This is a genomic window from Arthrobacter sulfonylureivorans (assembly GCF_047607445.1).
GTDB lineage: Bacteria > Actinomycetota > Actinomycetes > Actinomycetales > Micrococcaceae > Crystallibacter > Crystallibacter sulfonylureivorans_A.
In genome coordinates this window covers 49,742-74,081 of the sequence record NZ_JBLKRT010000007.1, presented here as the reverse complement: position 1 = coordinate 74,081, position 24,340 = coordinate 49,742, and the positions used below count along the sequence as shown (strand labels likewise).

21 protein-coding genes and 1 riboswitch are annotated in these 24,340 nt (G+C 67.8%); of the genes, 13 read left to right on the top strand and 8 right to left on the bottom strand.

From position 1 onward, the window contains the following. Positions 1-150 precede the first annotated feature (150 nt). Genes ACMX2H_RS05105 through mnhG form a run of 6 tightly spaced genes read left to right on the top strand, consistent with a single transcriptional unit; the run spans position 151 to position 6,660 of the window. Positions 151-3,153, top strand: coding sequence for a Na+/H+ antiporter subunit A (locus ACMX2H_RS05105; RefSeq protein WP_414959335.1), 3,003 nt, complete (start codon positions 151-153; stop codon positions 3,151-3,153). Continuing rightward, positions 3,150-3,623 carry a Na(+)/H(+) antiporter subunit C gene (locus ACMX2H_RS05100; RefSeq protein WP_136785751.1) on the top strand — a complete coding sequence of 158 codons (474 nt, stop codon included), beginning with the start codon at positions 3,150-3,152 and terminating at the stop codon, positions 3,621-3,623. Before ACMX2H_RS05105 ends, ACMX2H_RS05100 begins: the two co-directional genes overlap by 4 nt. Beyond that, positions 3,620-5,242 (top strand): Na+/H+ antiporter subunit D, encoded by a 1,623-nt coding sequence (locus ACMX2H_RS05095; protein ID WP_414959333.1) that lies wholly within the window; start codon positions 3,620-3,622, stop codon positions 5,240-5,242. Before ACMX2H_RS05100 ends, ACMX2H_RS05095 begins: the two co-directional genes overlap by 4 nt. Continuing rightward, positions 5,239-5,799, top strand: a complete 561-nt coding sequence (locus tag ACMX2H_RS05090; RefSeq protein WP_414959331.1) for a Na+/H+ antiporter subunit E — start codon at positions 5,239-5,241, stop codon at positions 5,797-5,799. Before ACMX2H_RS05095 ends, ACMX2H_RS05090 begins: the two co-directional genes overlap by 4 nt. 11 nt (positions 5,800-5,810) lie before the next feature. Further along, a complete protein-coding gene (locus tag ACMX2H_RS05085) occupies positions 5,811-6,080 on the top strand; it encodes a monovalent cation/H+ antiporter complex subunit F (RefSeq protein WP_414959329.1) in 270 nt (89 codons plus the stop codon). After that, positions 6,070-6,660, top strand: coding sequence for a monovalent cation/H(+) antiporter subunit G (gene mnhG, locus ACMX2H_RS05080; protein WP_414959328.1), 591 nt, complete (start codon positions 6,070-6,072; stop codon positions 6,658-6,660). The genes ACMX2H_RS05085 and mnhG overlap by 11 nt, the downstream gene beginning before the upstream one ends. Before the next feature lie 63 nt (positions 6,661-6,723). Here the strand turns inward: mnhG and ACMX2H_RS05075 are convergent, their stop codons facing one another. Further along, positions 6,724-6,984 carry a DUF4235 domain-containing protein gene (locus ACMX2H_RS05075; RefSeq protein WP_414959326.1) on the bottom strand — a complete coding sequence of 87 codons (261 nt, stop codon included), beginning with the start codon at positions 6,982-6,984 and terminating at the stop codon, positions 6,724-6,726. A gap of 169 nt (positions 6,985-7,153) precedes the next feature. Then, positions 7,154-7,287: riboswitch (TPP riboswitch) on the top strand. A gap of 42 nt (positions 7,288-7,329) precedes the next feature. Between ACMX2H_RS05075 and ACMX2H_RS05070 the strand changes: the two genes are divergently transcribed. Genes ACMX2H_RS05070 through ACMX2H_RS05060 form a run of 3 tightly spaced genes read left to right on the top strand, consistent with a single transcriptional unit; the run spans position 7,330 to position 10,270 of the window. Then, positions 7,330-7,950 (top strand): ECF transporter S component, encoded by a 621-nt coding sequence (locus ACMX2H_RS05070; protein ID WP_414959324.1) that lies wholly within the window; start codon positions 7,330-7,332, stop codon positions 7,948-7,950. 8 nt (positions 7,951-7,958) lie between these two features. Then, positions 7,959-9,476, top strand: coding sequence for an ABC transporter ATP-binding protein (locus tag ACMX2H_RS05065; protein ID WP_414959323.1), 1,518 nt, complete (start codon positions 7,959-7,961; stop codon positions 9,474-9,476). Beyond that, complete coding sequence (locus ACMX2H_RS05060) at positions 9,473-10,270, top strand: energy-coupling factor transporter transmembrane component T family protein (RefSeq protein WP_414959321.1); 798 nt, start codon at positions 9,473-9,475, stop codon at positions 10,268-10,270. Before ACMX2H_RS05065 ends, ACMX2H_RS05060 begins: the two co-directional genes overlap by 4 nt. A 48-nt stretch (positions 10,271-10,318) precedes the next feature. On the opposite strand, the gene ACMX2H_RS05055 is transcribed toward ACMX2H_RS05060, so the two are convergent. Then, positions 10,319-11,191, bottom strand: a complete 873-nt coding sequence (locus ACMX2H_RS05055; protein WP_414959319.1) for an aminodeoxychorismate lyase — start codon at positions 11,189-11,191, stop codon at positions 10,319-10,321. An 83-nt stretch (positions 11,192-11,274) separates the two neighbouring features. Here ACMX2H_RS05055 and cls point away from each other — a divergent pair, with 83 nt between their 5' ends. Continuing rightward, on the top strand, positions 11,275-12,753 hold the full coding sequence (cls, locus tag ACMX2H_RS05050; protein ID WP_414959318.1) for a cardiolipin synthase: 1,479 nt from the start codon (positions 11,275-11,277) through the stop codon (positions 12,751-12,753). Positions 12,754-12,803: 50 nt separating this feature from the next. Here the strand turns inward: cls and pabB are convergent, their stop codons facing one another. Genes pabB through ACMX2H_RS05020 form a run of 6 tightly spaced genes read right to left on the bottom strand, consistent with a single transcriptional unit; the run spans position 12,804 to position 19,174 of the window. Further along, complete coding sequence (gene pabB, locus ACMX2H_RS05045; protein WP_414959316.1) at positions 12,804-14,894, bottom strand: aminodeoxychorismate synthase component I; 2,091 nt, start codon at positions 14,892-14,894, stop codon at positions 12,804-12,806. Beyond that, entirely contained in the window at positions 14,884-15,381 is a 498-nt protein-coding gene (locus ACMX2H_RS05040) for a low molecular weight protein-tyrosine-phosphatase (protein WP_414959314.1), read from the bottom strand. Before ACMX2H_RS05040 ends, pabB begins: the two co-directional genes overlap by 11 nt. Before the next feature lie 23 nt (positions 15,382-15,404). Beyond that, on the bottom strand, positions 15,405-16,025 hold the full coding sequence (locus ACMX2H_RS05035; RefSeq protein ID WP_414959312.1) for a LysE family transporter: 621 nt from the start codon (positions 16,023-16,025) through the stop codon (positions 15,405-15,407). A 35-nt stretch (positions 16,026-16,060) separates the two neighbouring features. Further along, on the bottom strand, positions 16,061-17,680 hold the full coding sequence (locus tag ACMX2H_RS05030) for a phytoene desaturase family protein (RefSeq protein ID WP_414959311.1): 1,620 nt from the start codon (positions 17,678-17,680) through the stop codon (positions 16,061-16,063). Between the two features lie 27 nt (positions 17,681-17,707). Further along, positions 17,708-18,514, bottom strand: coding sequence for a class I SAM-dependent methyltransferase (locus ACMX2H_RS05025; protein ID WP_414959309.1), 807 nt, complete (start codon positions 18,512-18,514; stop codon positions 17,708-17,710). Positions 18,515-18,571: 57 nt separating this feature from the next. Continuing rightward, positions 18,572-19,174 (bottom strand): MarR family winged helix-turn-helix transcriptional regulator, encoded by a 603-nt coding sequence (locus tag ACMX2H_RS05020; protein WP_414959308.1) that lies wholly within the window; start codon positions 19,172-19,174, stop codon positions 18,572-18,574. A 117-nt stretch (positions 19,175-19,291) separates the two neighbouring features. On the opposite strand from ACMX2H_RS05020, the gene ACMX2H_RS05015 reads away from it, so the two are divergent. The 3 genes from ACMX2H_RS05015 to ACMX2H_RS05005 all read left to right on the top strand — a co-directional run bounded on the left by ACMX2H_RS05015 (position 19,292) and on the right by ACMX2H_RS05005 (position 24,226). Next, positions 19,292-21,436, top strand: coding sequence for an MMPL family transporter (locus tag ACMX2H_RS05015; protein WP_414959306.1), 2,145 nt, complete (start codon positions 19,292-19,294; stop codon positions 21,434-21,436). A 259-nt stretch (positions 21,437-21,695) separates the two neighbouring features. Continuing rightward, on the top strand, positions 21,696-23,567 hold the full coding sequence (dnaK, locus tag ACMX2H_RS05010; protein WP_414959305.1) for a molecular chaperone DnaK: 1,872 nt from the start codon (positions 21,696-21,698) through the stop codon (positions 23,565-23,567). A 2-nt stretch (positions 23,568-23,569) separates the two neighbouring features. Continuing rightward, on the top strand, positions 23,570-24,226 hold the full coding sequence (locus ACMX2H_RS05005) for a nucleotide exchange factor GrpE (RefSeq protein ID WP_414959303.1): 657 nt from the start codon (positions 23,570-23,572) through the stop codon (positions 24,224-24,226). Positions 24,227-24,340 lie beyond the last annotated feature (114 nt).

Below are 24,340 nucleotides of genomic sequence, written 5' to 3'. Positions count from 1 at the left end.
CGAACAGCGGGTCCGAGGGCCGGTGGGGCAGGCCAGGCGTCCGGGCGCCATATCCGGCGGGCATCGAGCCGTTTATGCCATGGGTAGAATGAACTATGCCCTTGTCCGCCTGATCCTTGCAAAACCTGAAGGAAGTTCCGGAGTATCCTCGTGCTGATTGTGCTCACCCTGCTTTTTGCGGTGGCCTTTGTAGCGCCTTTGATTTTCCGGAAACTGGGTCGGTCAACCTTCTATATTCTTGCCGCGGTGCCGGCGGCCGGTTTCATCTGGCTGATCGCCACGTTCGGCAATTACACCAACGCGAACCAGCAGGCTCTGGACGGCGCCCCCAATGCTCCGCCGTCGGAAGTCTACGACTGGGTGCCCGGACTGCAGCTGGAGCTGGCATTCCGAATGGACACGCTGGCCGCCGTGCTCTGCATCTTGATTCTCGGTGTCGGGGCACTGGTGCTGTTCTATTGCGCCCGGTATTTCAAGGCCGACGATCCCGACATCGGTCCCTTCGGTGCACAGCTGCTGGCCTTCAGCGGAGCCATGTTCGGTCTGGTCACCGCCGACGACCTGATCCTGATGTACATCTTCTGGGAGTTGACCAGTGTCCTCTCCTACCTGCTGATCGGCTACGCCCGGCACCGGCTGTCGGCGCGTAGGTCGGCGCTGCAGGCCTTGATGGTCACCACCTTCGGCGGCCTGGCCATGCTGGTGGGCATCCTGATGATCGGCCAGACCGCCGGCACCTACCGGATCTCCGAGATCCTCGCCAACGCCAGCTCGATCCTGGCCTACGGGCAGATCATTGACGTTGCCATCCTGCTCATCCTGGTCGGGGCCATCAGCAAGTCGGCCCTGGTGCCGTTCCACTTCTGGCTCCCGGCCGCGATGGCCGCTCCGACGCCGGTCAGCGCGTATCTGCATGCAGCGGCCATGGTGAAGGCCGGCATCTACCTCATCGCCAGACTGTCGCCCGGATTCTCCAGCACCGAGTACTGGCATCCCGTGGTGCTGGGACTCGGGCTGCTGACCATGCTGGTGGGCGGCTGGCAGGCCCTGCGCCAGCACGACCTGAAGCTGATCCTGGCCTACGGCACGGTCAGCCAGCTGGGTTTCCTGACCCTCGTGGTGGGACTTGGCTCGCAGGAAGCTGCCCTGGCCGGCCTGGGCCTGCTCTTGGCCCACGGCTTCTTCAAGGCGACGCTGTTCCTGGTGGTGGGCATCATTGACCACCAGTCCGGAACACGCGACATCCGCGAGCTGTCCCACCTGTACCGCAAGGCACCGAAGCTCTTTGCGGTCGCGTTGGTGGGCGCCGCCTCGATGGCCGGCCTGCCCCCGTTGTTGGGATTCGTTGCCAAGGAATCGGTCTACGAAGCTTTCATCCACCGCGAGGAAGCCTCCGGCTGGGTGGGCGGTCTGCTGCTGGCCGGCATCGTGGTTGGCTCCATCCTGACCTTCGCCTACAGCGCCCGTTTCATCTGGGGCGGATTCGCGGCCAAGCCCGGGCTCGCGGCCATCGATTTCAAACCTGTCCCGTGGGCCTTCCTGGCGGCGCCCGCCATCCTGGCCGTGGCCACCTTGTTGTTCGGGCTGTGGCCGGTCCCGGTGGAAGAAGCCGTGGAGTCGTATGCCGGACTTTTCCCGCTGGACACGGTAGCCACGCATCTGGCGCTCTGGCATGGATTGACCCCGGCGCTGGGGCTGACCGGAATCACCCTGGCCGCCGGTGTGGCCCTGTTCCTGCTGCGTACCCCGGTTGCCGCCTTCCAAGCGAAAATCCATGTCATTCCCGACGCCGACCGGATCTACCGCGGCATCATCGGCGTCCTGGACGAGGTGGCCATCTGGGTCACCGGCCGGACCCAGCGCGGTTCGTTGGTCTTCTACCTGTGCGTGATCCTGGTGGTGGCGATCGTGACGCCGCTGACCGCCGTCGTGCTGATGGATGCCCCGCTGCCGGAAAGCCTGGTGTGGTTCGACACGCCGGCGCAGGCCATCGCGGGGCTGATCGTGGCAGCCGGAGCGCTCGGCGCCATCCGCGCGAACAAGCGCTTCATGGCGGTGCTGATGGTCTCGGTGACCGGCTACGGACTGGCCTTTATCTTTGCCATCCAAGGCGCCCCGGACCTGGCCCTGACCCAGCTGCTGGTGGAAACAATCTCCCTGGTGGCCATCGTGCTGGCGCTGCGATCGCTGCCGGCGCGGCTATGGCTGCGCACCCCCGGCCGGTTCAAACTGCTCCGCGCCATCATTGGTGCGGGCTTTGGCCTGACCATGATCGTTATCGCGATGACGGCGATGGCGGCACGCACGGCAGATCCGATATCACTTGCCCTGCCGCAGCTGGCCTACGAGGACGGCGGCGGCCGGAACATCGTCAACGTCATCCTGGTGGACATCCGGGCGTGGGACACCTTCGGGGAAATCTCCGTCCTGGCCCTTGCCGCCACCGGCGTGGCCAGCCTGATCTTTATCCGCGGCCGCGGGGACAAACGCCCGCAGTCCGTTGACGCCGTTGCCAGCGGCTCGGTGGGCCGCGGCTACGAAATGGTGGCGCACTCAGACCGTGAGGCTGCGGCCCTGGCGACCGCCCGCAAATTCGCCGTAGTGCCGCGCGACGCCTGGCTGGTGGCCGGCCGGACACTGGCACCGGAACGCCGGTCCATCATCTTCGAAGTGATCACCCGGCTGCTCTTCCACTCGGTCATGATCTTCTCCGTCTACTTGCTGCTGGCCGGCCACAACCTGCCCGGCGGCGGTTTTGCCGGCGGCCTGCTGGCCGGCATAGCACTGACCATCCGCTACCTGGCCGGTGGACGGGTGGAGTTGGCGGAAGCCACGCCGGTCAGCGCCGGCCTGCTGCTCGGTCTGGGGCTCGCCGCCGCCTCCCTGACCGCTGTCGTCCCGCTCTTCCTGGGCGGGCAGGTCTTCCAAAGCGCCATCATCGAGTTCAGCCTGCCGGTCTTCGGCGACCACAAGTTCGTCACCTCGACGATTTTTGATATCGGTGTCTACCTGGTGGTGGTCGGACTGGTGCTGGACGTGCTGCGCAGCTTCGGCGCGGAAATCGACGAACGCTCCGAAGAGCGCACCTCCCGCGGGCGCAAGACGTCAGAACTCCATCCGCCGGCAACGATCGAGGAGGAGGTGTCCCCATGACGGTCAACCTGACCCTGCTGCTGGTGATGGGCGTGCTGTTCGCCGTGGGCGTCTACCTGATCCTGGAACGTAGCCTGACCCGCGTGATGCTCGGCCTCATGCTGATCACCAACGGCGCGAACCTGCTGCTGCTCAGCACCGGCGGACCCGCCGGACTGGCGCCGATCTTCGGCATGGACGTCCCCGCCGAGACCTACAGCGATCCGCTGCCACAGGCCTTGATCCTCACCTCCATCGTGATCTCATTCGCGGTCACGGCGTTCATGCTCGCGATCATCTACCGTTCCTGGGTGCTGGGACGGCAAGACGAGGTCCAGGACGATATCGAAGACCGCCGCGTGGCAAACCAGCCGACGTTCGACGCGGAAGACGACGCCGAGATTCCGGCGGAAACCACCGAGTTCGTCCCGCCGGACGAGGCGGAGGAAACACCTGCCACCAACCGGGCCCGGACGGAGAGGGAGAAGTGAACGCCGCACAGATCGCGCCGCTGGCAGTAGTCCTGCCGCTGCTGGGCGCAGCCTTGGCGTTCGTGCTGATCCGCCACCCGAATGCCCAACGTCGCACCGGTGCCATCACGCTGACCGTGACGCTGGCGCTGGAGATCGTCATGCTGGCGTCGGCCTGGGCCAACGGCGCCCAGGCAGTGAACATCGGCGGCTGGATCCCGCCGTTCGGGATCACCATGGTGGTGGACGAGCTGTCCGCGCTGATGCTGGTGGTCTCCTCCGCCGTCAGCCTGGCGGTGCTGCTGTATGCCTCCGGCCAGGGCATGACCGACAGCGACGAAGAAGGCCCGGTCTCGATCTTCCACCCGACCTACCTGATCCTGGTGGCCGGTGTGTCCAACGCGTTCCTGACCGGCGACCTGTTCAACCTGTACGTGGGCTTCGAAATGCTGCTCACGGCCAGCTATGTCCTGATGACCTTGGGCGGCACCAGCCCGCGCATCCGCGCCGGGGTGACCTACGTCGTCGTCAGCGTCATCTCCTCGATGCTGTTCCTGGTGTCCATCGCGATGATCTATGCGGCGACCGGAACCATCAACATGGCCGACTTGGCGATCAAGCTCGGCGAGCTGGAGCCGTCGACGCAGATGACGCTGCACCTCATGCTGCTGGTGGCCTTTGGTATCAAGGCGGCGGTCTTCCCGTTGTCCTTCTGGCTGCCCGACTCCTACCCGACGGCACCGGCTCCGGTCACCGCGGTGTTCGCCGGCCTGCTGACCAAGGTCGGCGTCTATGCGCTGATCCGCACCGAGACGCTGCTGTTCCCGGGCGACCGCCTGAACACCTTCCTGATGGTGGTGGCCGTGCTGACCATGCTGGTCGGCATCCTGGGTGCCGTGGCCCAGATCGACATCAAGCGTATGCTCTCCTTCACCCTGGTCAGCCACATCGGCTACATGGTGTTCGGTTTGGCGATGTCCTCGGTGGTGGGTTTGGGCGCCGCGGTCTACTACGTGGCACACCACATCACCGTGCAAACCAGCCTGTTCCTGGTGGCGGGGCTGATTGAACGCCGCGGCGGCACCACCAACATGGACAGGCTGGGCGGGCTGGCCAAACTGTCGCCGCTGCTGGCCATCCTGTTCTTTGTGCCGGCGATGAATCTAGCCGGGATCCCGCCGTTCTCCGGCTTCCTCGGCAAGATCGGCCTGGTACAGGGCGGCGTGGACCTGGGCACCCCGGTCGCCTGGGTGCTGGTGGCGGGCAGCATGATCACCTCGCTGCTGACACTGCTTGCTCTGGCCCGGGTCTGGAACCGCGTGTTCTGGCGGCGCCCGGAAGACGCCGAGCACCCGGACCCGGTGTTGGTAGCGACCAAGCCCGACGGGTCGGCGGTACGGACCACCCGCCACGTGGAGGAGCGTCCGCACGGCCGGTTCACCGGGCGGGGCATTGTGCAGCTGCTGCCCATGCCGATGGTCTGGCCGACGATCGGGCTGGTGGCGATGGGCCTGGCCCTGACGATTTTCGCCGGGCCGCTCTTCGATCTGAGCGACCAGGCGGCCCGCGAGATGCTGCAGCGCACGCCGTACATCGAGGCAGTTCTCGGAGAAGGCGCCATGCAGGGGGCCGGCCAATGAGGAAACCGCGCATCTCCATCTGGATCGAGCTGCCCCTGCTGGCCTGGCTGGTCTTCCTCTGGGGCGCCCTGTGGCAGGATTTCAGCGCCGGCAACCTGATTTTCGGTTTGCTGATCGCGTTGCTGATCGTGAACCTGTTCTACCTGCCGCCGGTCGAGCTGAGCGGACGCTTCAATCCGCTGGCAGCCGTGGTCTTCGCCGCGACCTTTGTATGGAAGGTGGCGGTGGCCAGCTTCGAAGTGTGGTGGCTGGCCCTCACCACCGGGCCCAAGCTGCGCAATGCGGTGGTGGCGGTGCAACTGCGAAGCCACTCGGACTTGCTGGTGACTGCCACGGGGCATGCCATCTCGTTGATCCCGGGCAGCTTCGTGGTGGATGTGGACCGGTCCACCTCCACGCTGTACCTGCACGTGATCGACGTGGACACCAAGGAAGCCGCTGAGGCGTTCCAAGCCGAGGTGCGCCAGATCGAGGCGGGTCTGATCAGGATGATGGGGACCAAGCAAGAACTGGAGCTGGTGAAGGCCGAAGGCGCCGGCAGGGGAGGGGCAGCGTAAACGTGGAGATCATGTCGATTGCCCAAATCATCGTCAGCGTCATCCTCGCCCTGTCGGCGGTGTTGGCAATGGTCCGGCTGGCCCGCGGGCCTTCTCTCTTGGACAGGCTGCTTGCCATTGACGTGCTGCTTGCCGTTGTCTGCGCCGGACTGATTGTGGACATGGCCGCCGGACGCCACATGAACAACCTGACGCTGGTCGTCGCGATCTGCCTGATCGGCTTCATCGGCTCGGTGGCCGTGGCCCGGTTCGTTACCGATGGGCGGCCCCGTGAACACTGACCTGATCCTCGACATCGCCACTGCCGCCTGCTTGATCGTTGGTTCGTTGATGTCACTGGCCGCGGGCATCGGCCTGCTGCGGTTCCCGGACCTGCTCTCGCGGATGCACGCCGCCACGAAGCCGCAGGTGTTCGGTCTACTGCTGCTGCTGACCGGCCTGGCCCTGCAACTGCGCAGCTGGGTGGTCGTGCCCGTGCTGGTCATCGCGTGGCTGTTCCAGCTGCTCACGGTGCCGGTCTCGGCGCACATGGTGGGCCGCGCCGGCTACCGCACTAAACACTTGCGCCGTGAAATCCTCAGCGTGGACGACCTCGACGCGGTGGTGGAAGCGGCCGCCAGGGAAGAACCGGACGCGCAGCCCGGCGCCGGTATCGCCGGCGACCAGGCCGATCTCGACCCCATTGCATCGGACCCGGCGGACCCGTCGGTTGAGGACGGCACAGCGTCCGATCCGGCGGACGCCGAGGGCGGCACCGCTGCCCGCGGCGCGGACCCCGTGGTGGGGGACCGGCAGAGTGCCGCGACGGCGGCCGGTCCAGTCCGGAACGACCAGGACTCCACCGGAACGACCAAGGACTAGGAACGCCGGCGGGGGCAGGGCCGCAGCCCCGCCCCCGCCGGCGCGTCCGTCAAACCTGCCGGCTTAGACGATCTCCGGGGTCTTCTCGTAGTGCAGCACGGCCTTGGCGGTGGCCCGCTTGAGCAGAACCTGGATCACCCGGCCAACGGTGCCGGACACCACCGCGAACACCACGGCGGACTGCAGGCTGTTTTCCAGATCATCGTCGGCCTGGGGCGCATCGCGGCCGGTTACCGCTTTCCACACGTGGCCCAAAATGCGGGTGGCTGCCAAACCGGCCCCAATACTCACCAGGGTGCCCAAGAGCCTCAATACAACGGTCATCTCTGCTCCTTCCCGGGGCGCCGCGTCCCCGTGTCATCAGCTCTACCGCTCCCAGCCTACTGCCCGGCACCCGCCCGTCCCGCCGTCGTCGTGCATTTTCCAACCGATGGCGGCCGAATGGGCCCGCCGCGGCGGCGAGTGTAAACTGGTGCATGCTGCTAGACAGCATCGATAACGACAGGGGAGCGTCCGACCGCCCGGCACACGCCGGACACCGGGAGGGACGCTGAGAGTGCGGAGAGACCGCAGACCCTCGAACCTGCTCCGGTTAGTACCGGCGAAGGGAGTCGAGTTCTCGGGGTGTGCCATTCGGCCGCCCTCCCCTCCTGCACCCAGGAGGATTTCGTGAGTACCGTATCGAATGCACCGTCCACGCCCACTCCCGCGCGCACACCGCGCTACCGCTGGCGGGTGGTGGACATCGTTGTCGCCTCGGTGGTGGCCGTGGCCGTGGGCGTCATTTTCTGGGCCTGGTCGGCGGCTTGGCCGCTGATCGAGGGCCTCACCGTTGCCTTCCCGCCCGCTGCCGGCCTCTACACCGGCGGATGGCTGATGGCCGGCGTGCTGGGCGGGCTGATCATCCGCAAGCCCGGCGCAGCGATCTACTGCGAGATGCTGGCCGCAATTGTCTCGGCGCTGCTGGGCACCAGCTTCGGCATGACCGTGCTGGTTTCCGGCCTGATCCAGGGCCTCGGGGCCGAGCTGGTGTTCCTGCTCTTCCTGTACCGGAAGTTCAACCTGGCGGTGGCCATGCTGGCCGGCCTCGGCGCGGGCCTGGCGCTGTCGATCAGCGAGAACATCCTGTACAACATGCTCTGGGCGCCCGCCTGGCAGCTGGCCTACGTGGGCTTCGCCGCCGTGTCCGGTGTGGTGATTGCCGGGGTGCTGCCGTGGCTGGCGGTCAAGGGCCTGGCCAGGACGGGCGTGTTGTCCTCCTTCGCGGCGGGCCGCACGGCGGACGTCTGAGCCGTTCCATGGGACTGCAGAGTACGACGGCGGTGCCCGGCCCGGTGCCGGTCCTCGCCGAGGGGTGGGGCTGGCGCCACGCCGGCCGCAAGGACCCGGCGGTCAACGGCGCCAGCTTCAGCATTGCGCCGGGTGAACGGGTCCTGTTGTTGGGTGCTTCGGGCGCCGGAAAGTCCACCCTGCTGCACGCGATGGCGGGTGTCCTCGGCGACGACGGGGAAGGCGAGGAGACCGGCCGGCTCACGGTCGCCGGGCTGCGTCCCTCGGAGGCCCGCGGCCGCGCCGGGCTGGTGCTGCAGGATCCGGAGAGCCAACTGGTGCTGGCCCGTGTGGGCGACGAGGTGGCCTTCGGGGCGGAGAACCTGTCCGTCCCGCGCGGGCAGATCTGGGACCGGGTCCGCGAATCCCTGGCCGACGTTGGCCTGGACGTGCCGCTGGAGCATCCCACCGCGGCGCTGTCAGGCGGACAGAAACAGCGGCTGGCGCTGGCCTCGGTGCTGGCCATGCGGCCGGGGCTGCTGCTGCTGGACGAGCCGACCGCCAACCTGGACCCGGACGGCGTGCGGGAAGTGCGCGACGCCGTGGCCCGGGTGCTGGACCGCACCGGGGCCACCCTGGTGGTGGTGGAACACCGCGTGGCCGTCTGGGCGGACGTCGTGGACCGGGTGATCGTGCTGGCGGCCGGAGGCGGCGTGTTGGCAGACGGCCCGCCAAACAAGGTGCTGGCCGAGAGTGCCACCCGTGCCCGGCTGGTGGAGGCCGGCGTCTGGGTTCCCGGACATACTCCGCAGCTCAGGCTGCCCGCCGCTCCGGCGCCCGGCGGACCTTTGCTGCAGGCGGTGGGTCTGGACGTCGCCCGGAGCCGTAAGGCCGGGCCGGTGCTGCGGGCCGTGGACCTGGAACTGCTCAGCGGGCAAGCCGTGAGTGTCACCGGACCGAACGGCGCCGGCAAGTCCACGCTGGCGCTCACGCTGGGCGGCCTGCTGGCACCGGCCCGCGGTGAACTGTCCGCAACCCCGGCGCTGCACCGTGGCGCGGCGCAGTCTCCGGCGAAATGGAAGTCCGCACAGCTGGTGGCCCGGATTGGCAGCGTGTTCCAGGAACCGGAACATCAGTTCCTGACCAGCACGGTGGCGGAGGAACTGGAGTTCGGTCCGCGGCGGGTGGCGAAGCTGCCCGAGGCGGAAGTCCGGCGGCGGGTGGACAGCATCGCCGAACGGCTCCGGCTGACCCGGTTGCTGCGCGCCAACCCCTTTACCCTGTCCGGCGGCGAGAAGCGCCGGCTTTCGGTGGCCACCATGCTGGCCACCGGGCCGGACATCCTGATGCTGGACGAGCCCACCTTCGGGCAGGACGCCAACACCTGGGCGGAACTGGTCACCCTGCTGGCCGAGTTGGTGGCCGACGGCAAAAGCGTGGTGTCCGTGACACATGACGCCGACTTCACCGCAGCGCTGGGCGGCACCGCCGTGCGCGTGGCCGACGGCGGCGTCCAACCGGTGCAGACGCTGCGGAGGGCAGCATGAGCGCGGTGCTGATGACACCGCGGCTCAGCGCGTCGCCGTTCAGCCGCGCCAACCCGGTGTCCAAGCTGGCCGCCGCCGCCGTGATCACCGTGGTGGTCATGCTCAGCGTGGACTGGGTCAGCGCGTCGGTGGTGCTGGCGGCCGAGCTTTTGCTGATGCCCGTGCTGGGGGTGAACCCGTGGCTGCTGTTCAAGCGCGGCTGGCCCTTGCTCGCGGCAGCGGCCACCGGGGCCTGGGCCACGGCGCTGTTGGCGGAGAAGACCGGGGCCGTGCTGTTCCAGCTTGGTCCGGTGGCGTTCACCGATGATTCGGTAGCCGGCGGAATCGCCATCGGCCTGCGGTCGCTCGCCGTCGCCTTGCCGGGCATTTTCCTGCTGCTGACCACCGACCCCACCGACCTGGCGGACGCGCTGGCGCAGAAGCTCAAGCTGCCGCACCGGTTCGTGCTGGGAGCGCTGGCCGCCATGCGGCTGGTCGGCCTGCTGGTGGAGGAATGGCGGACCCTCGGGCTGGCCCGCCGTGCCCGGGGGGTCGGAGCGGAGAACCGGCCGCTGGCCAAGGCCGGCGCGTTCGTGGGGCAGGCCTTCGGGCTGATTGTGCAGGCCATCCGGCGGGCCACCCGGCTGGCGGTGGCCATGGAGGCCCGCGGTTTTGGCGCCGGCCGGCGGACCTGGGCGCGCGAGTCCCGCTACAGCTTGGTGGACCTTTGGGTGCTGCTGGGCGGCGTGCTGATCGCGGCCGCCGCGGCCGCCGCAGCAGTAGCCGCCGGCACCTGGAACTTCATCTTCGTCTGAGCCGGCGGCGGAGGGCGGCGGGCCTGGCGGCGGCCGGGACCGCGGCAGCTACTCCCGGCTGCCTTCGGCCAGCAACGCGGTCAGTTCCTCGGTCAGCTCCGGCGACATCGGGATCTCCTTGCCGTCGATGCTCTTCACCGGTGCCAGCAGCCGGATGCTGGAGACAAGCCAGACGGCAGCGGCTTCGTAGAGGTCGTCCGGTTCCAGCGGGCCGTAGCCCAGCTGCCAGCCGGCCGACGCCGCCGCCTTGAACAGCACGGCCTGGGATGTTCCCGGCAGGATGCCGCTCTCCAGCAGCGGGGTGACCAGGGTCCTGACGCCGTCGCGCACCCGCGCCATCAGCACGGTGGAGGTGGGTCCTTCCAGGACGCGGCCGTCGCTGGACGTGAAGATCACGTCGTCGGCGTCGTTCTTGCGGGCGTAGCGCAGAGCCGCCATGTTGACCGCGTAGGAGAGCGTCTTGGCGCCCATCAGCAACCACGGGGCGCGTTCGGCCAGCGAGCTGTCATAGCCGCGGTCCAGCAGCAGCACCGAGATCCCGTCGGTGCGCTGGCGCTGTCCTGCCGACGGCGGCAGCGAAGCCTGCACCCAGGCAGTAGGTGCGGTGGCGCCTTCCACGCCACGGGTCACCAACAGCTTGATGACCAGCTCCTCGACGGGCGGGTGCTCCGCGATCGCCGTCTTGATCGCCCGCTCCCACGCGTCGGCGGGCGGCAGCTGCAAATCCATGGTTTCGGCGGACGTGGCCAGCCTGTCCAGATGGGCCTGCACCTTGCGCGGAATTCCGTTCACCGCCAGCAGGGATTCGAAAATGCCGTCCCCGCGGGTGGCACCGAGGTCGGTGGCCATCAGCTGAGGCTGTGATGCATCTGCGATGCGGCCCGCCTCGTAGGCAGGGTCCAAGAACACCAGAACTGTCATATGCCCAGCTTAGTTTGTCGCTGGCCGCCGGGTAGGCTGGGGAGGATTGCGCCGGCACACGGCGGGAGGGGAGGAGCAGCCGCGTGCTGTGGTCGTTTGCGGGGCTGGGCACATTCCCCGACTGGATCGTCGCCATTCTGGGCGTGGTCGATATGGCGATCCGCATCATCGCCCTGGGCGTGATTCCCGGCAACCGCCGGCCCAACACGGCCATGGCCTGGCTGCTGGCGATCTTCTTCATCCCGTTGATCGGCCTCTTGCTGTTTTTCATGTTCGGCAGCTACCGGCTCTCGCAACGCCGGATCGCCAAGCAGGCGGACATCAACCAGCGGGTCTGGGCAGCCACCCATGACATGGAGGAGCCCCGCAGCGAGAAGGAAGCGCCGGCCTGGGTGCATTCGGCTGCCGAGCTGAACCGGCGGCTGGGCGCCTTCCCCATGGTGGACAGCAACCACGTGGAGCTCTACCCGGACTACGACGCCTCGATTGCCGCGATGACCGAAGCCGTGCGCGAGGCCCGCGAGTTCGTCAACATCGAGTTCTACATCATGAGCAACGACTCGACCACCAGCGAACTCTTTGCCGCCCTCGAAGAGGCCGCCGCCCGCGGCGTCCGGGTGCGCTTGTTGTTCGACCACATCGGTACCCTCCGCGTGACCGGCTACCGAAAGTTCCGCCGCTGGCTGGAGACCACCCAGATCGACTGGCGTCGTTCCCTGCCGGTGCTGCCGGTCCGCGGCCAGTGGCGCCGGATCGACCTGCGCAACCACCGCAAGATCCTGGTGGTGGACGGACGCGTGGCCTTCACCGGATCGCAGAACCTGATCGAGCCCGGCTACCGGCGCAGCTCCAGCGAAAAGATCGGCCGCAAGTGGGTGGAACTGATGGCCCGCTACGAAGGTCCCATCGTCACCGCCCTGAACGTGGTGTTCGCCACCGACTGGCTGAGCGAAACGGAAGACACGCTCGAAGCCGAACTGTTCACCCCGGTTCCGTTCCGCGAGCCCGGGCCGATGACCTGCCAGGCACTGCCCAGCGGCCCCGGCTTCGCCACCGAGAACAACCTGCGCCTGTTCAACACGCTGATCTATGCGGCGGTGGAGCGGCTCTCCATCTGCAGCCCGTACTTCGTGCCCGATGATTCGCTGCTCTACGCGATCACGACGGCGGCGCAGCGCGGCGTCGAGGTTGAGCTCTTCGTCTCCGAGCTGGGCGACCAGGCGATGGTCCACCATGCCCAGCAGTCCTACTACCAGGCGTTGCTGGAGGCCGGCGTACGGATCTACCGCTACCCCAAGCCGCTGGTGCTGCACGCCAAGCACTTCACCGTGGACAACGAAGTTGCCGTCATCGGCTCCAGCAACATGGACATGCGGTCCTTCTCGCTGAACATGGAAGTATCCGTGATGATGCTCGGTGACCACATCGTGGAGGAACTGTCAGACATCCAGGACAGTTACCGGGTGATCTCCAAGGAGCTCACGCTGGAGGAGTGGAAGCAGCGGCCGCGCTGGCAGCGCTACGTGGATAACGTCGCCCGGCTGACCGCCACCTTGCAGTAGCTGCCGGGCACTAGTCCGGGAACACCGCCGACCTGCAGCGGCCGCGGAGGCTAGTCCGGGAACACCGCCCCCAACGCCGAGAGCACGCCGAAGGCCTTGGCCCGCACTTCGTCCCACTCGTCGTCGGGCACGGAATCAGCTGTGATGGCCCCGCCGACGCCCAGGCTCAGCCGGTTACCGTCCATCACCAGCGTCCGGATCACTACCGACAGGTCCGCGGAGCCGTCCAGCGAAAAATAGCCCACCGCCCCGGAGTAGACGCCGCGCGGCCCGGTCTCCAGCCGGTCCAGGATCTCCATGGTGCTGATCTTCGGGGCACCGGTCATCGATCCGGCGGGAAAGGCCGCCGCCACGGCTTCGGCCCGAACAGCGCCGGGCAGCAACTGCGCGTCGATGGTGGAGACCATCTGGTGCACGGTGGCGTAGGACTCGATGGCACACAGCCGGCTGACCTGCAGCGAACCGGGCACGGCAAAATGGCTCAGATCGTTCCGCAGCAGATCCACGATCATGATGTTCTCGGCCCGGTCTTTCACACTGCCGGCGAGCTCCTCGACGACGGCCGCATCGGCCTCCGGATCCGCCAGCCGCCGCCGGGTGCCTTTAATCGGTTCGGCCCGCAGGGCGCCGTCGGCGGCTATGCTGAGGAACCGCTCGGGCGACGTGCTGGCGACGGTGAGTGTGCCGAACCGCAACAGGCTGGCGAATGGCGCCGGATTGCGACGGCGGAGCAGCAAGTAGGTGTGGAGCGGATCCAGCTGCTCCGGCGCCGTGGCGTGCAATTGCGTGGTCAGGCAGACCTCGTAGGTATTGCCCTCGCTGATTTCCGCCTGGGCCTCGCGGATCTTGGCCAGGTAGGCCTCGCGTGAGTCACGCGGCTGGAAGACCAGGGCGGCCGGCGGCCGGGACGGTTCCGGAGATCCGGCGGAAGCCTGCGGCAGGCCGCGGATGACTGCTGCGGTGCCGGCGATCCACTCGGCAGCTTCGTCCAGATGGGACGGTCCGGCCAGGGCCAGCAGCCAGGTGCACTGCCGGACATGGTCCAGCAGGACGGCGCGGCCGGCGAACAGCAGCGCGGCATCCGGGACGGTGCCGTGGGCGTGCCTCGGCCAGTTCTCCTGCGCCCCGTCGTGCGTGTTCTCCTGCACCGTGTCCTGCCGTGGGCCGGCCGCGTCCTTGCCGCCGGTTTCGCGTTTGAGCTCGTAGCCCAGGTAGCCCAGCCAGCCCAGCGCGAAGCCGCCGGGAACGTCTTGGGCCGCGGCGGAGGGGAGGTGGCACCACGCGCTGTCCAGCCAACGGAAGAACCCGCCGCTGATCCGCGCGGTGGTGTTGTGCTGGCTCACCAGCGTTGTGCCGTTCCGGTGCTCGGCCCGTTGGCCGAAGCTGCCGCCGTCGTCGGCCATAATGCTGATCCGGTTCCGGTCGGCGGCTTCGTGGACATTGGAACTGTCCAGCCAGACGCTGCGGTCCGCACCGGCGTACAAGCGGCGATAGACCGCCTCGGCGTCCGGATAGGCCTCCACCCGTTCGGCCACCAGGCGGACGCCCTCGCGCGCCGTCCGTTCCGGGGCCAGCGCGTGTTCCAGTACGGGCAGCGAGGCCAACGCCGCGAGCACCTGCGCGGGGGCCGCGCCGGCAACGCTGGAATCGACAACGACGTCCGCGGCGGCAGCCACGTCGTCGCCGGCCAGCCACGCCTCCTCCTGCTCCGCCCAGGTGTCCCAGAACGGCTCATACGTCGCACCGTCCCGGGACAAGGCCCGTCTCCTCCGGTCATCCGACGGTGCCTGCAGCCACACCACGGCGTCGAGCAGGCCGCGCGCCGCGGCGTGCGCAGCACCGACCCCCTCCAGGACCACGACGTCGGCGGGTTCCGTGGTGCGGGAGGCGCCGTCGTCGTCCCGGGTCCAGTCCCAGGCGGTCCAGTGGCCGGACTGGCCGGCGGCCAAGGGTCGCAGCACGGTCTCCAGGTAGCGCTGCTGTCCGCCGGCCAGGCCGTGCCAGCCCGGGTAGATGTCCTCCAGATGGAACAGCGAGACGGTGCGGTGGACCCGCAGCAGGGCTACCAGTTCCACCGCCAGCGTGGTCTTGCCGGAGCCGGAGCGCCCGTCCACAGCAATCAGGACCGGCTTAGCGGGCATCGAGTTCCTTGCGCACAAACTCAATGATTCCCTTGAGCGCGGCGTCGATCATCTGCCAGCTGGCGTCGAAATCGGAGGCCTCGCCGAACCACGGATCGTAGATACCCTGCGCCGACGGGCCCAGATGGCTGACGGCGGGGTCGAAGGAGCGCCACAGCCGGACTTTGTCCCGGGCGGCGTCGTGCGGTGCACTGTTCCGCAGATGGTCATAGTGGTCCACGTCCAGGGCCAGGATCAGGTCGCGTTCCTCGTACCAGGATGCCTCGAACTGGCGGGCCCGGTGGTCCAGCGCGGTGAGTCCGGACTGTTCCAGCCGCTGGCCGGCCCGCTGATCGATCGGCCGCCCCAGTTCCCAGCCGGTGGTGCCGGCGGAGTCGACGCTGACCTGGCTGGCGAGTCCGGCTTCCTTGAGGGCGCGGGCCAGCATCCGCTCGGCCATGGGCGAGCGGCAGATGTTCCCGGTGCAGACGGCGATGATGCGGTACATGTGTCGAGTCTATGAGAAGCCGGCTACAGGAAGGCCAGCATCAGGCCGACCGCAATGAAAAGGACACCGAAGGCCCGGTTCATCACGGTCAGTCCGCGGACCGTCCGGGTGAACCGCTGGAAGGACCTGGCCGCTGCGGCGAAGAAAAACCACATGACCAGGATGTCCACGGCCAGCACCGTGGCGATCAGGACCAGGTACTGCGGAAGCTGCGGCTGGTCCAGCCGGATGAAGCCGGGCATGAACGCCAGGAAGAAGACGATCGCCTTCGGGTTGAGCAGGTTGACCCACATCCCGCGCCGGAACATGGAGAAGGCCGGTTCGTCGCGGCGCGCTGCTTCCACCTCCGCGCTGCCCTTCGGCGTGGCCAGGAACTGGCGCAGGCCAAGGTAAATCAGGTAGGCCGCACCGGCGTACTTGATGGCGGCAAAGAGCACCGGGGAGTTGGAGACCAGCAGGCCCAGGCCCAGCGCCACAATCGCCACGTGGATCACCAGAGCGGCCTGCTGGCCCAAGATGCCCCAGATGGACCGGCGGAAGCCGGCGTTGAGCGAGTTGCTCATGGTGTTGATGGCACCGGCGCCCGGGGTGAAGCTAATCACTACCGTGGCGCCGAGCAGCGCCAGCCATAACGAAATTTGCACCAGATGATCCTACGGTGCAGGCCAGCGCTACCCGTTCAGGCGCTCTGTGAGGTTACGCGGCCCATGCCGTCGCGCTCATCGCCGCCCTCTTCCAGTACCGCCATCGCAGCATTGTGGCCGCCGAGGCCGCTGACGCCACCGCCGCGCCGGGCGCCGGCACCGCAGAGCAGGATCCGGTCATGGGCCGTGGCCACGCCCCAGCGCTGCGCCGGGGTGTCCAGCGGCTCGTCGTCTTCGGCGAACGGCCAGTCGAGCGGTCCGTGGAAGATGCTCCCGCCGGTGAGGTTCAGCGCGTGCTGCAGGTCGAGCGTGGTCTTCGTTTCGATGCACGGCTCGCCGCGGTCGTCCCGCAGGATGCAGTCCTCGATCGGCTCGGCGAGCACAGAGTTGAGCGAGTCCAGCACGGCCTGTTGCAGCTGCGCGCGCATCGCGTCGTTGTTCTGTTCGGTGAGCAGCCGGTGCGGGGTCTGCAGCGTAAACACGGTGAGGGTCTGGGCGCCGGAGGCCTGCAGCCCAGGCGAAAGAATCGACGGGTCGGTGAGTGAGTGGCAGTAGATTTCGGCAGGCAACGGATCCGGGATCCGGCCTTCGGCGCCCGCCGCGAAGGCCTGCTGCAGCTGTGAGTACAGCTCGTTGATATGGAAGGTTCCGCCGAAGGCCGCGTCCGGCGCCACAGTGCCGTCCCGAAGCTTCGGCAAGCGGGACAGCAGCAGGTTCACTTTGGCTTGCGCCCCCTCGGGCGGGGGAGCCTTCGGCGTGGCCGGGCCGTGGCCGCCTGCGGCCAGCAGCCCGTTGAGCACTGAGGGTGAGACGTTGGCGAGGATCCGCGTCGCGGAGACGACGACGTCGGTCCCGCCGTCGGTGTACCGCACCTGGCCGTCCGGGGTCACCGAGGTGGCCTCCGCCGAGGTGCGCAGTTCCGCACCGGCCCGGCGGGCGGCCGTTTCCAGCGCGGCGGTGACGGCGCCCATGCCGCCTTCGGGCACGTCCCAGTCGCCGGTGCCGCCGCCGATCACATGGTAGAGGAAGCATTTGTTCTGCTGTAGGTCGGCGTCGTGGGCGCCGGCGAACGTGCTGATCAGCGCGTCGGTGAGGACCACGCCGCGGACCAGGTCCGAGGCGAAACTGCGCTCCAGCACCTCGCCGATCGGCCGTTCGATGAAGTCATTCCAGGCGTCGTCGTCGCCCAGCCTGCGGCGCAGATCAGCGCGGCGGGGCAGCGGCTCGGTGACCGTCGGCCAGACGGCCTGGGCCAGCCGGCCGGTGCGCTGGTAGAACTCGGTGAACGGGCTGAAATCCTCAGCGGCGCCCACGGCATCGAAGGATGCGCGGGTGGCCTCCGGGTCCTGGTTGTCCACCAGCAGCCCGGTGGAGCTGCCGGGCAGCGGAGTGTAGGACGAGTAGCGCCGGCGCAGCAGCCGCAGGTCCAGTCCCAGATCCTCGATGATGCGCCGCGGCAGCAGGCTGACCAGGTACGAATATCGGGAGATGCGGGCTCCGGTGCCGGGGAAGACTTCCGCCGACACTGCGGCCCCGCCGAGCCGGTCTTCGCGCTCAAGCACCAGCACGCTCTGCCCGGCGCGGGCCAGATAGGCAGCGGCAACCAGGCCGTTGTGGCCGCCGCCGATGACCACTACGTCATATTGTCCGGGCATCTGCGCCAACTCCTGTCTGCTGTGGGGTCAGGGTTTGCGGGCCAGGATCTCGCCGTTGGGAATCAGGAACCAGGCATCCGGCGCATCCGCCCAGGCCAGCCAGCCCTGCGCGATCCGCTCCAGCCCGGCCTGGTCGAGCAGCCCGCGTTCCAGTGCCTGCTCCGCATAGGCCGAGTGCAGGACACGCTCGGACCACACATCGCCCTGCCAGCGCCGCTGTTCTTCGGTGGCGTACAGCCAGTTGGACGACGACGGGATGATCTCGCGGAAGCCGGCGGCCTGTGCCCAGGAGATCAGATGGCGGCCGGCGTCGGGCTCCGCCCGGTTGCCGCGGGCGATCTGCTGGTAGGTGTCCATCCAGTCGGTGAGTTCGGGCAGTTCCGGGTACCAGCTCATGCCGTGGAAGTCGGCATCCCGCACAGCGACGATGCCGCCGGGCTTGACCACCCGGCGCATTTCGTAGAGGGCGGCCACCGGATCGGTCAGGTGCTGCAGGACCTGATGACCGTGGACCACGTCGAAGGTGTCGTCGTCGAACTCAAGGTCGTAGATGTTGCCGCTGACGAACGTGGCGTTCTCGATGCCGCGCAGCGCGGCGAGTTCGGCCGCCTGGGTCAGCACGTCGTCGGACCGGTCCAGGCCGATGACCTGGCCGGGAGCCACCAGCTCAGCCAAATCAACGGTAATGCTGCCCGGGCCGCAGCCCACGTCCAACAGCATCATGCCGGACCTGAGCTCGGGCAGAAGATAGGCTGCGCAGTCCTCTGCGGTGCGGATCGCATGGGCGTTGACCACGCTCTTGTGGTGGCCGTGGGAGTAGACCTCGTCCTTCATAGTGGGAGACTACTCTGCGCCCTTGCCGGCACGTAGCTGCCGTGCCGGAATGTTGCGCTATTGGTCGGTTGCGGGGGGAGGCGTCCCCGCTTCGCCGCTGCTTCGGTCCTGGACGTCCGGGTTCCCGTGGCTGCCCGGGTTCCCCTGGCGGCCCGGGTTCCCCTGGCCGCCGGAATCGCCATCGACGCCCCGCTGTCCGTCCTGCTCGGCGACCTCCACGCGGGCAGCGGAGGTGGCGGCGATGATGTCGGTCAGGAAGCCGGCGAGCCGCTGGCGGTCCTCGGCCGGGTAGCCGTCCAGCACCTGGCCGATGTTCCGGGCCAGCGGGGCGAACATCGCCCCGCCGGTGGCGCGGGCCTTGTCCGTCAGTTCGAGGTACACCTTGCGCCGGTCGGTCTCGCTGCGCGTGCGGTTGACGTGCCCGGAGCGGTCCAGCCGGTCCACCAGGGCAGTGGTGGCCGGAGAGCTGAGGCCCAGTTCGGTGCGCAGCATGCCGGGAGTCACGGTGTGTCCTGCCGCGGCGGCCCGCACCATGGCAGCAAGGGCGTTGAGGTCCGTGCGGTGCAGGGCATCCCGTTCGCTGACCGCTTCCACGTAGCGTTCGCTTTCGACGACGAACGCTTGCAATAAGAGCATCAGCCGGTCGGTGCGCTGTTCCACCTGGCCCTCCTTTCCTTCACCCCTCCACAGGATAGTTCACCAGGTGTTTATCTCCAGCATGGAACTACTCTATAGTGGAGTTTGTTTTCGCTGCCTAGATTCCGAAGGACCGATCCCATGGCCCGCTGGTTCAGAATGCTCTTACCCGCCTTGGTGGTGGTGGCCTGGCTCGCCGCCGCCGGCCTTGGCGGGCCGACTTTCGGCAAGCTCTCCGATGTCTCCACCAACGACCAGGCCGGATTCCTGCCGGCCAGTGCCGAGTCCACCACGGCAGGTGAATGGCAGGAGCGTTTCCGTGACTCGGACGCCGTGCCGGCCATCGTCGTCGTCGAATTTGATCAGCCGATCCAGCCGCAGCAGCTGGCGGACTACGCCCCGCTGGGCGAACAGCTGGCGGAGGCGGCCGGTCTGGAGAGCGGCGGCGCCAATCAAGTGGTGGGGCCCATCCCGTCCGAAGACTTCGAAGCGGTGCAGTTCATCGTGCCGGTGCCGGAGGACCTGGACGCCGGCGACGTGGTCACCGACCTGCGCGCGGTGCTGGCGGCCGAGCTCCCCGGTTCCGCCACCGGCTACGTGACCGGTCCGGCCGGGTTCATCGCCGACCTGGTGGAGGCTTTCGGCGGCATTGATGGATTGTTGCTGGCGGTGGCACTGGGCGCGGTCTTCGTGATCCTGCTGCTGGTCTACCGCGCGCTCCTGCTGCCGTTCCTGGTGCTGCTGACCTCGGTGTTCGCCCTATGCGCGGCGATCCTGGTGGTGTACTGGTTTGCCCTGCAGGGGTGGATTCAGCTCAGCGGCCAGAGCCAAGGCATCCTGTTCATCCTGGTGATCGGCGCCGCCACTGACTACGCGTTGCTGCTGACGGCCCGCTATCGCGAGGCGCTGGGCGAGCAGGAGTTGAAGTGGGCCGCGATGAAGACCGCCTACCGTGGCGCGGTCGAGCCGATCGCCGCGTCCGGCGCCACAGTGATCCTGGCGCTGTTGTGCCTGCTGTTCTCCGACCTGAACTCCAACCGCAGCCTGGGGCCGATCGCTGCCATTGGCATTGTGTTCGCGGTGCTGGCGGCGCTGACCTTCCTGCCCGCGGTGCTGCTGTTGACCGGCCGCAGCGCCTTTTGGCCCATCGTGCCCCGCCCGGGACACCACGTCCACGCCGCGCGGCCGGAAAACTCCGTGCCGGGCACCGAGGGCCTGCGCGGGCTGTGGCTCCGGGTGGCCAATCTGGTGGCCAGGATGCCCCGGGCCACCTGGCTGGTTTCGGTGCTGCTGCTGGCCGCCGGGGCGTTGGGCGTGCTGCAGTTGCAGGCGCACGGTGTCCCGCAGTCGGAGCTGGTGTTGGTGAAAACCGACTCCGCGGACGGGCAGGATGCCTTGGTCCGGCACTTCGACGACGGCGCGGGCAGTCCCGCCGTTGTTGTCACCGACAGCAACAAGCGGGAGCAGGTGCTGGAGCTGGTCCGCAGCGAGGACGGGGTTGCCTCCGCCGAGTTTTTCACCCGCAGCGACCAGGTGGTGGAACTGGACGGCCGGGTGATGATCAACGCGACGCTGCAGGACGTACCGGATTCCGATGCGGCCGAAGCGACCGTAGCCGACCTGCGCACCGCACTGGACTCCGCAGATCCGCAGGCGCTCGTTGGCGGCGTCACCGCGGTGGCGCTGGATACGAATGTCACGGCGCAGGCGGACCTGCTGAAGATCACGCCGATGGTGCTGGGCGTCATCCTGGTCATCCTGATCCTGCTGCTGCGCTCCATCCTGGCGCCGGTGCTGCTGATCCTGTCCGTGGCGCTGTCCTACCTGACCGCGCTGGGGGTTTCCGCGCTGGTCTTCAACCATGTGTTCGGGTTCCCGGGAGCGGATGCCTCGGTGCCGCTGTACGGCTTCGTCTTCCTGGTGGCGCTGGGGATCGACTACAACATCTTCCTGATGACCCGGGTGCGCGAAGAATCGCTGCGGCTGGGCACCCGGCCGGGCATCCTGCGCGGCCTGGGCTCCACCGGCGGTGTCATCACCTCGGCCGGGGTGGTGCTGGCGGCGACGTTTGCCGCCCTCGGCGTGATCCCGATCCTGTTCCTGGGCCAGCTCGCGTTCATCGTGGCATTCGGTGTCCTGCTGGATACCGTGCTGGTGCGCTCGCTGCTGATCCCGGCGCTGTCCTACGACATCGGGCCGAAGATCTGGTGGCCGTCCAAGCTGGCCCGGAAGGAGTCCCAGGAGCGCGAGTTGGTCGCGGCGGGCAGCGGGTACTCCGCGGACTGACCGGCGTTTCGCGGGCCGATGCGGCACGGCGGGGGTCGGGGCGGTTGCCGGCGACCCCCGCCGTTGCCGTCTCCCGGCCCTGTGTGAAAGTTGAGCCAAGTACGCTCAACTTGATTGACAAAGTTTCCTGGCCGAGTAAACTTGAGTGCAGAAGGCTCAACAGGCTGCCGCCCCTGCGGCGGCCGTCGGTCCAGTACCGGTGAGTGGGCCGCCACAGTGAACAAGGCCGCCGCTGCGGCCGCAAAGGAAGGACACGCGTATGTCTCGTGCAGTAGGTATCGACCTCGGAACCACCAACTCCGTTGTCTCTGTTCTGGAAGGTGGCGAACCCACCGTTATCGCCAACGCCGAGGGTGGCCGCACCACTCCGTCCGTTGTTGCTTTTTCCAAGTCCGGTGAGGTTCTGGTCGGCGAGATCGCCAAGCGCCAGGCCGTGAACAACATCGAGCGCACCATCTCCTCGGTCAAGCGCCACATGGGCACCGACTGGAAGGTCGAGATCGACGGCAAGAACTACACCGCCCAGGAAATCTCGGCCCGTGTGCTGCAGAAGCTCAAGCACGACGCCGAGTCCTACTTGGGCGAGAAGGTCACCGACGCAGTGATCACCGTGCCGGCGTACTTCAACGACGCCGAGCGCCAGTCCACCAAGGAAGCCGGCGAAATTGCCGGCCTCAATGTGCTGCGCATCGTGAACGAGCCGACCGCTGCCGCACTGGCCTACGGCCTGGACAAGGGCAAGGAAGACGAGCTCATCCTGGTCTTCGACCTCGGTGGCGGCACCTTCGACGTGTCCCTGCTGGAAGTCGGCAAGGACGAGGATGACTTCTCCACCATCCAGGTCCGCGCCACCGCGGGCGACAACCGGCTCGGCGGCGACGACTGGGACCAGCGCGTCGTCGACTTCCTGCTGCAGCAGGCGAAGGCCAAGGGCGCCGACCTGTCCAAGGACAAGATCGCCCTGCAGCGCCTGAAGGAAGCAGCCGAGCAGGCCAAGAAGGAACTCTCCTCTGCCTCCTCCACCAACATTTCGCTGCAGTACCTCTCGGTCACCCCGGAGGGCCCGGTGCACCTGGACGAGCACCTCAGCCGTGCGAAGTTCCAGGACCTGACCAAGGACCTGCTGGACCGGACCAAGAAGCCGTTCCACGACGTCATCAAGGAAGCCGGCATCAAGGTTTCCGACATCGACCACATTGTCCTGGTGGGCGGCTCCACCCGCATGCCGGCAGTTGTTGACCTGGTCAAGGAAATGGCCGGCGGCAAGGAGCCGAACAAGGGCGTGAACCCGGACGAGGTCGTGGCCGTGGGCGCCGCCCTGCAGGCCGGCGTCCTGAAGGGCGAGCGCAAGGACGTCCTGCTGATCGACGTCACCCCGCTGTCGCTGGGCATCGAGACCAAGGGCGGCATCATGACGCACCTGATCGAGCGCAACACGGCGATCCCGACCAAGCGGTCCGAGACCTTCACCACTGCTGACGACAACCAGCCGTCCGTGGCCATCCAGGTCTTCCAGGGCGAGCGCGAGTTCACCCGCGACAACAAGCCGCTGGGCACCTTCGAACTGACCGGCATCGCCCCCGCCCCGCGCGGCGTGCCCCAGGTCGAGGTCACCTTCGACATCGACGCCAACGGCATTGTGCACGTGTCCGCCAAGGACAAGGGCACCGGCGCCGAGCAGTCGATGACCATTACCGGCGGCACCGCGCTGTCCAAGGACGACATTGACCGCATGGTCCGTGAAGCCGAAGAGCACGCTGCCGAGGACAAGAAGCGCCGCGAGGCAGCCGACATCCGTAACTCGGCAGAGCAGATGGCCTACTCCGTCGACAAACTGCTCGCCGACAATGACGACAAGCTGCCGGAAGAGGTCAAGACCGAGGTCAAGGCCGACGTCGACGCCCTGAAGTCCGCCCTGGAAAAGCAGGACAACGACGACGAGGTCAAGGCCGCGTTCGAGAAGCTTCAGGCGTCCCAGACCAAGCTGGGCGAGGCCATCTACTCGCAGGCCCAGGCATCCGGCGCCGCCGGTGCCGATGGAGCACCCGCCGGTGACGGGGCCTCCGAGGCCGGCGCCGACGAGGACATCGTGGACGCGGAAGTGGTCGACGAGGAAGACGAGAAGAAGTAACCATGGCCAACGGTAACGAAGAAGAACACCAGTCAGAGCCGGTGAACTTCCGCGACAACCGCAAGATCGATCCGGAGACCGGCAAGGTCCGCGGAGCTGCTGCCGGTAGCGGCGACGCGGACCAGGCCGCGGGAACAGCTCCCGCAGCCGGCGCCGACGCGGACGCGCTGGCCCAGGCAGAGGAGATCCTCAACGGGGCCGAGGTCCCGGCGGGGGAGTCCGTCGCCCAGGGCACCACGTCGCAGGAAGCCGAGGAGCTCAGGAACGATCTGCTCCGGCTGCAGGCCGAGTACGTGAACTACCGCAAGCGGGTGGAACGCGACCGCGCGGTAGCCGGGGAAATGGCGGTCATCGGCGTGATGAACTCGCTGCTTCCGGTCCTGGATGACATCGACGCGGCACGCCAGCACGGCGACCTGGCCGACGGCCCGTTCGCTGCCATTGCCACCAAGCTGGACGGCGTACTCAAGACCTACGGCCTGACCCGCATCGAGGAGACCGGCGTGGAGTTCGACCCGAACATCCACGAGGCCCTGATGCAGCAGCCAGACGCCAACGTGGAGGTGGACTCGGTCAGCCAGATCCTGCGTCTGGGCTACCGCTCGGGCGACCGCGTGCTGCGCGCCGCCCAGGTAGTGGTGGCAGTACCGGCAGAATGACACCCGCGAGGGTGCCGTGACGCCTGAGAACAGATGACGGGTTGGTTTCCGGTCCGCCGGAAGCCAACCCGTCATCGTCCGGGCCGGAAGGCCCATAGACTTTGTGAAACTGAA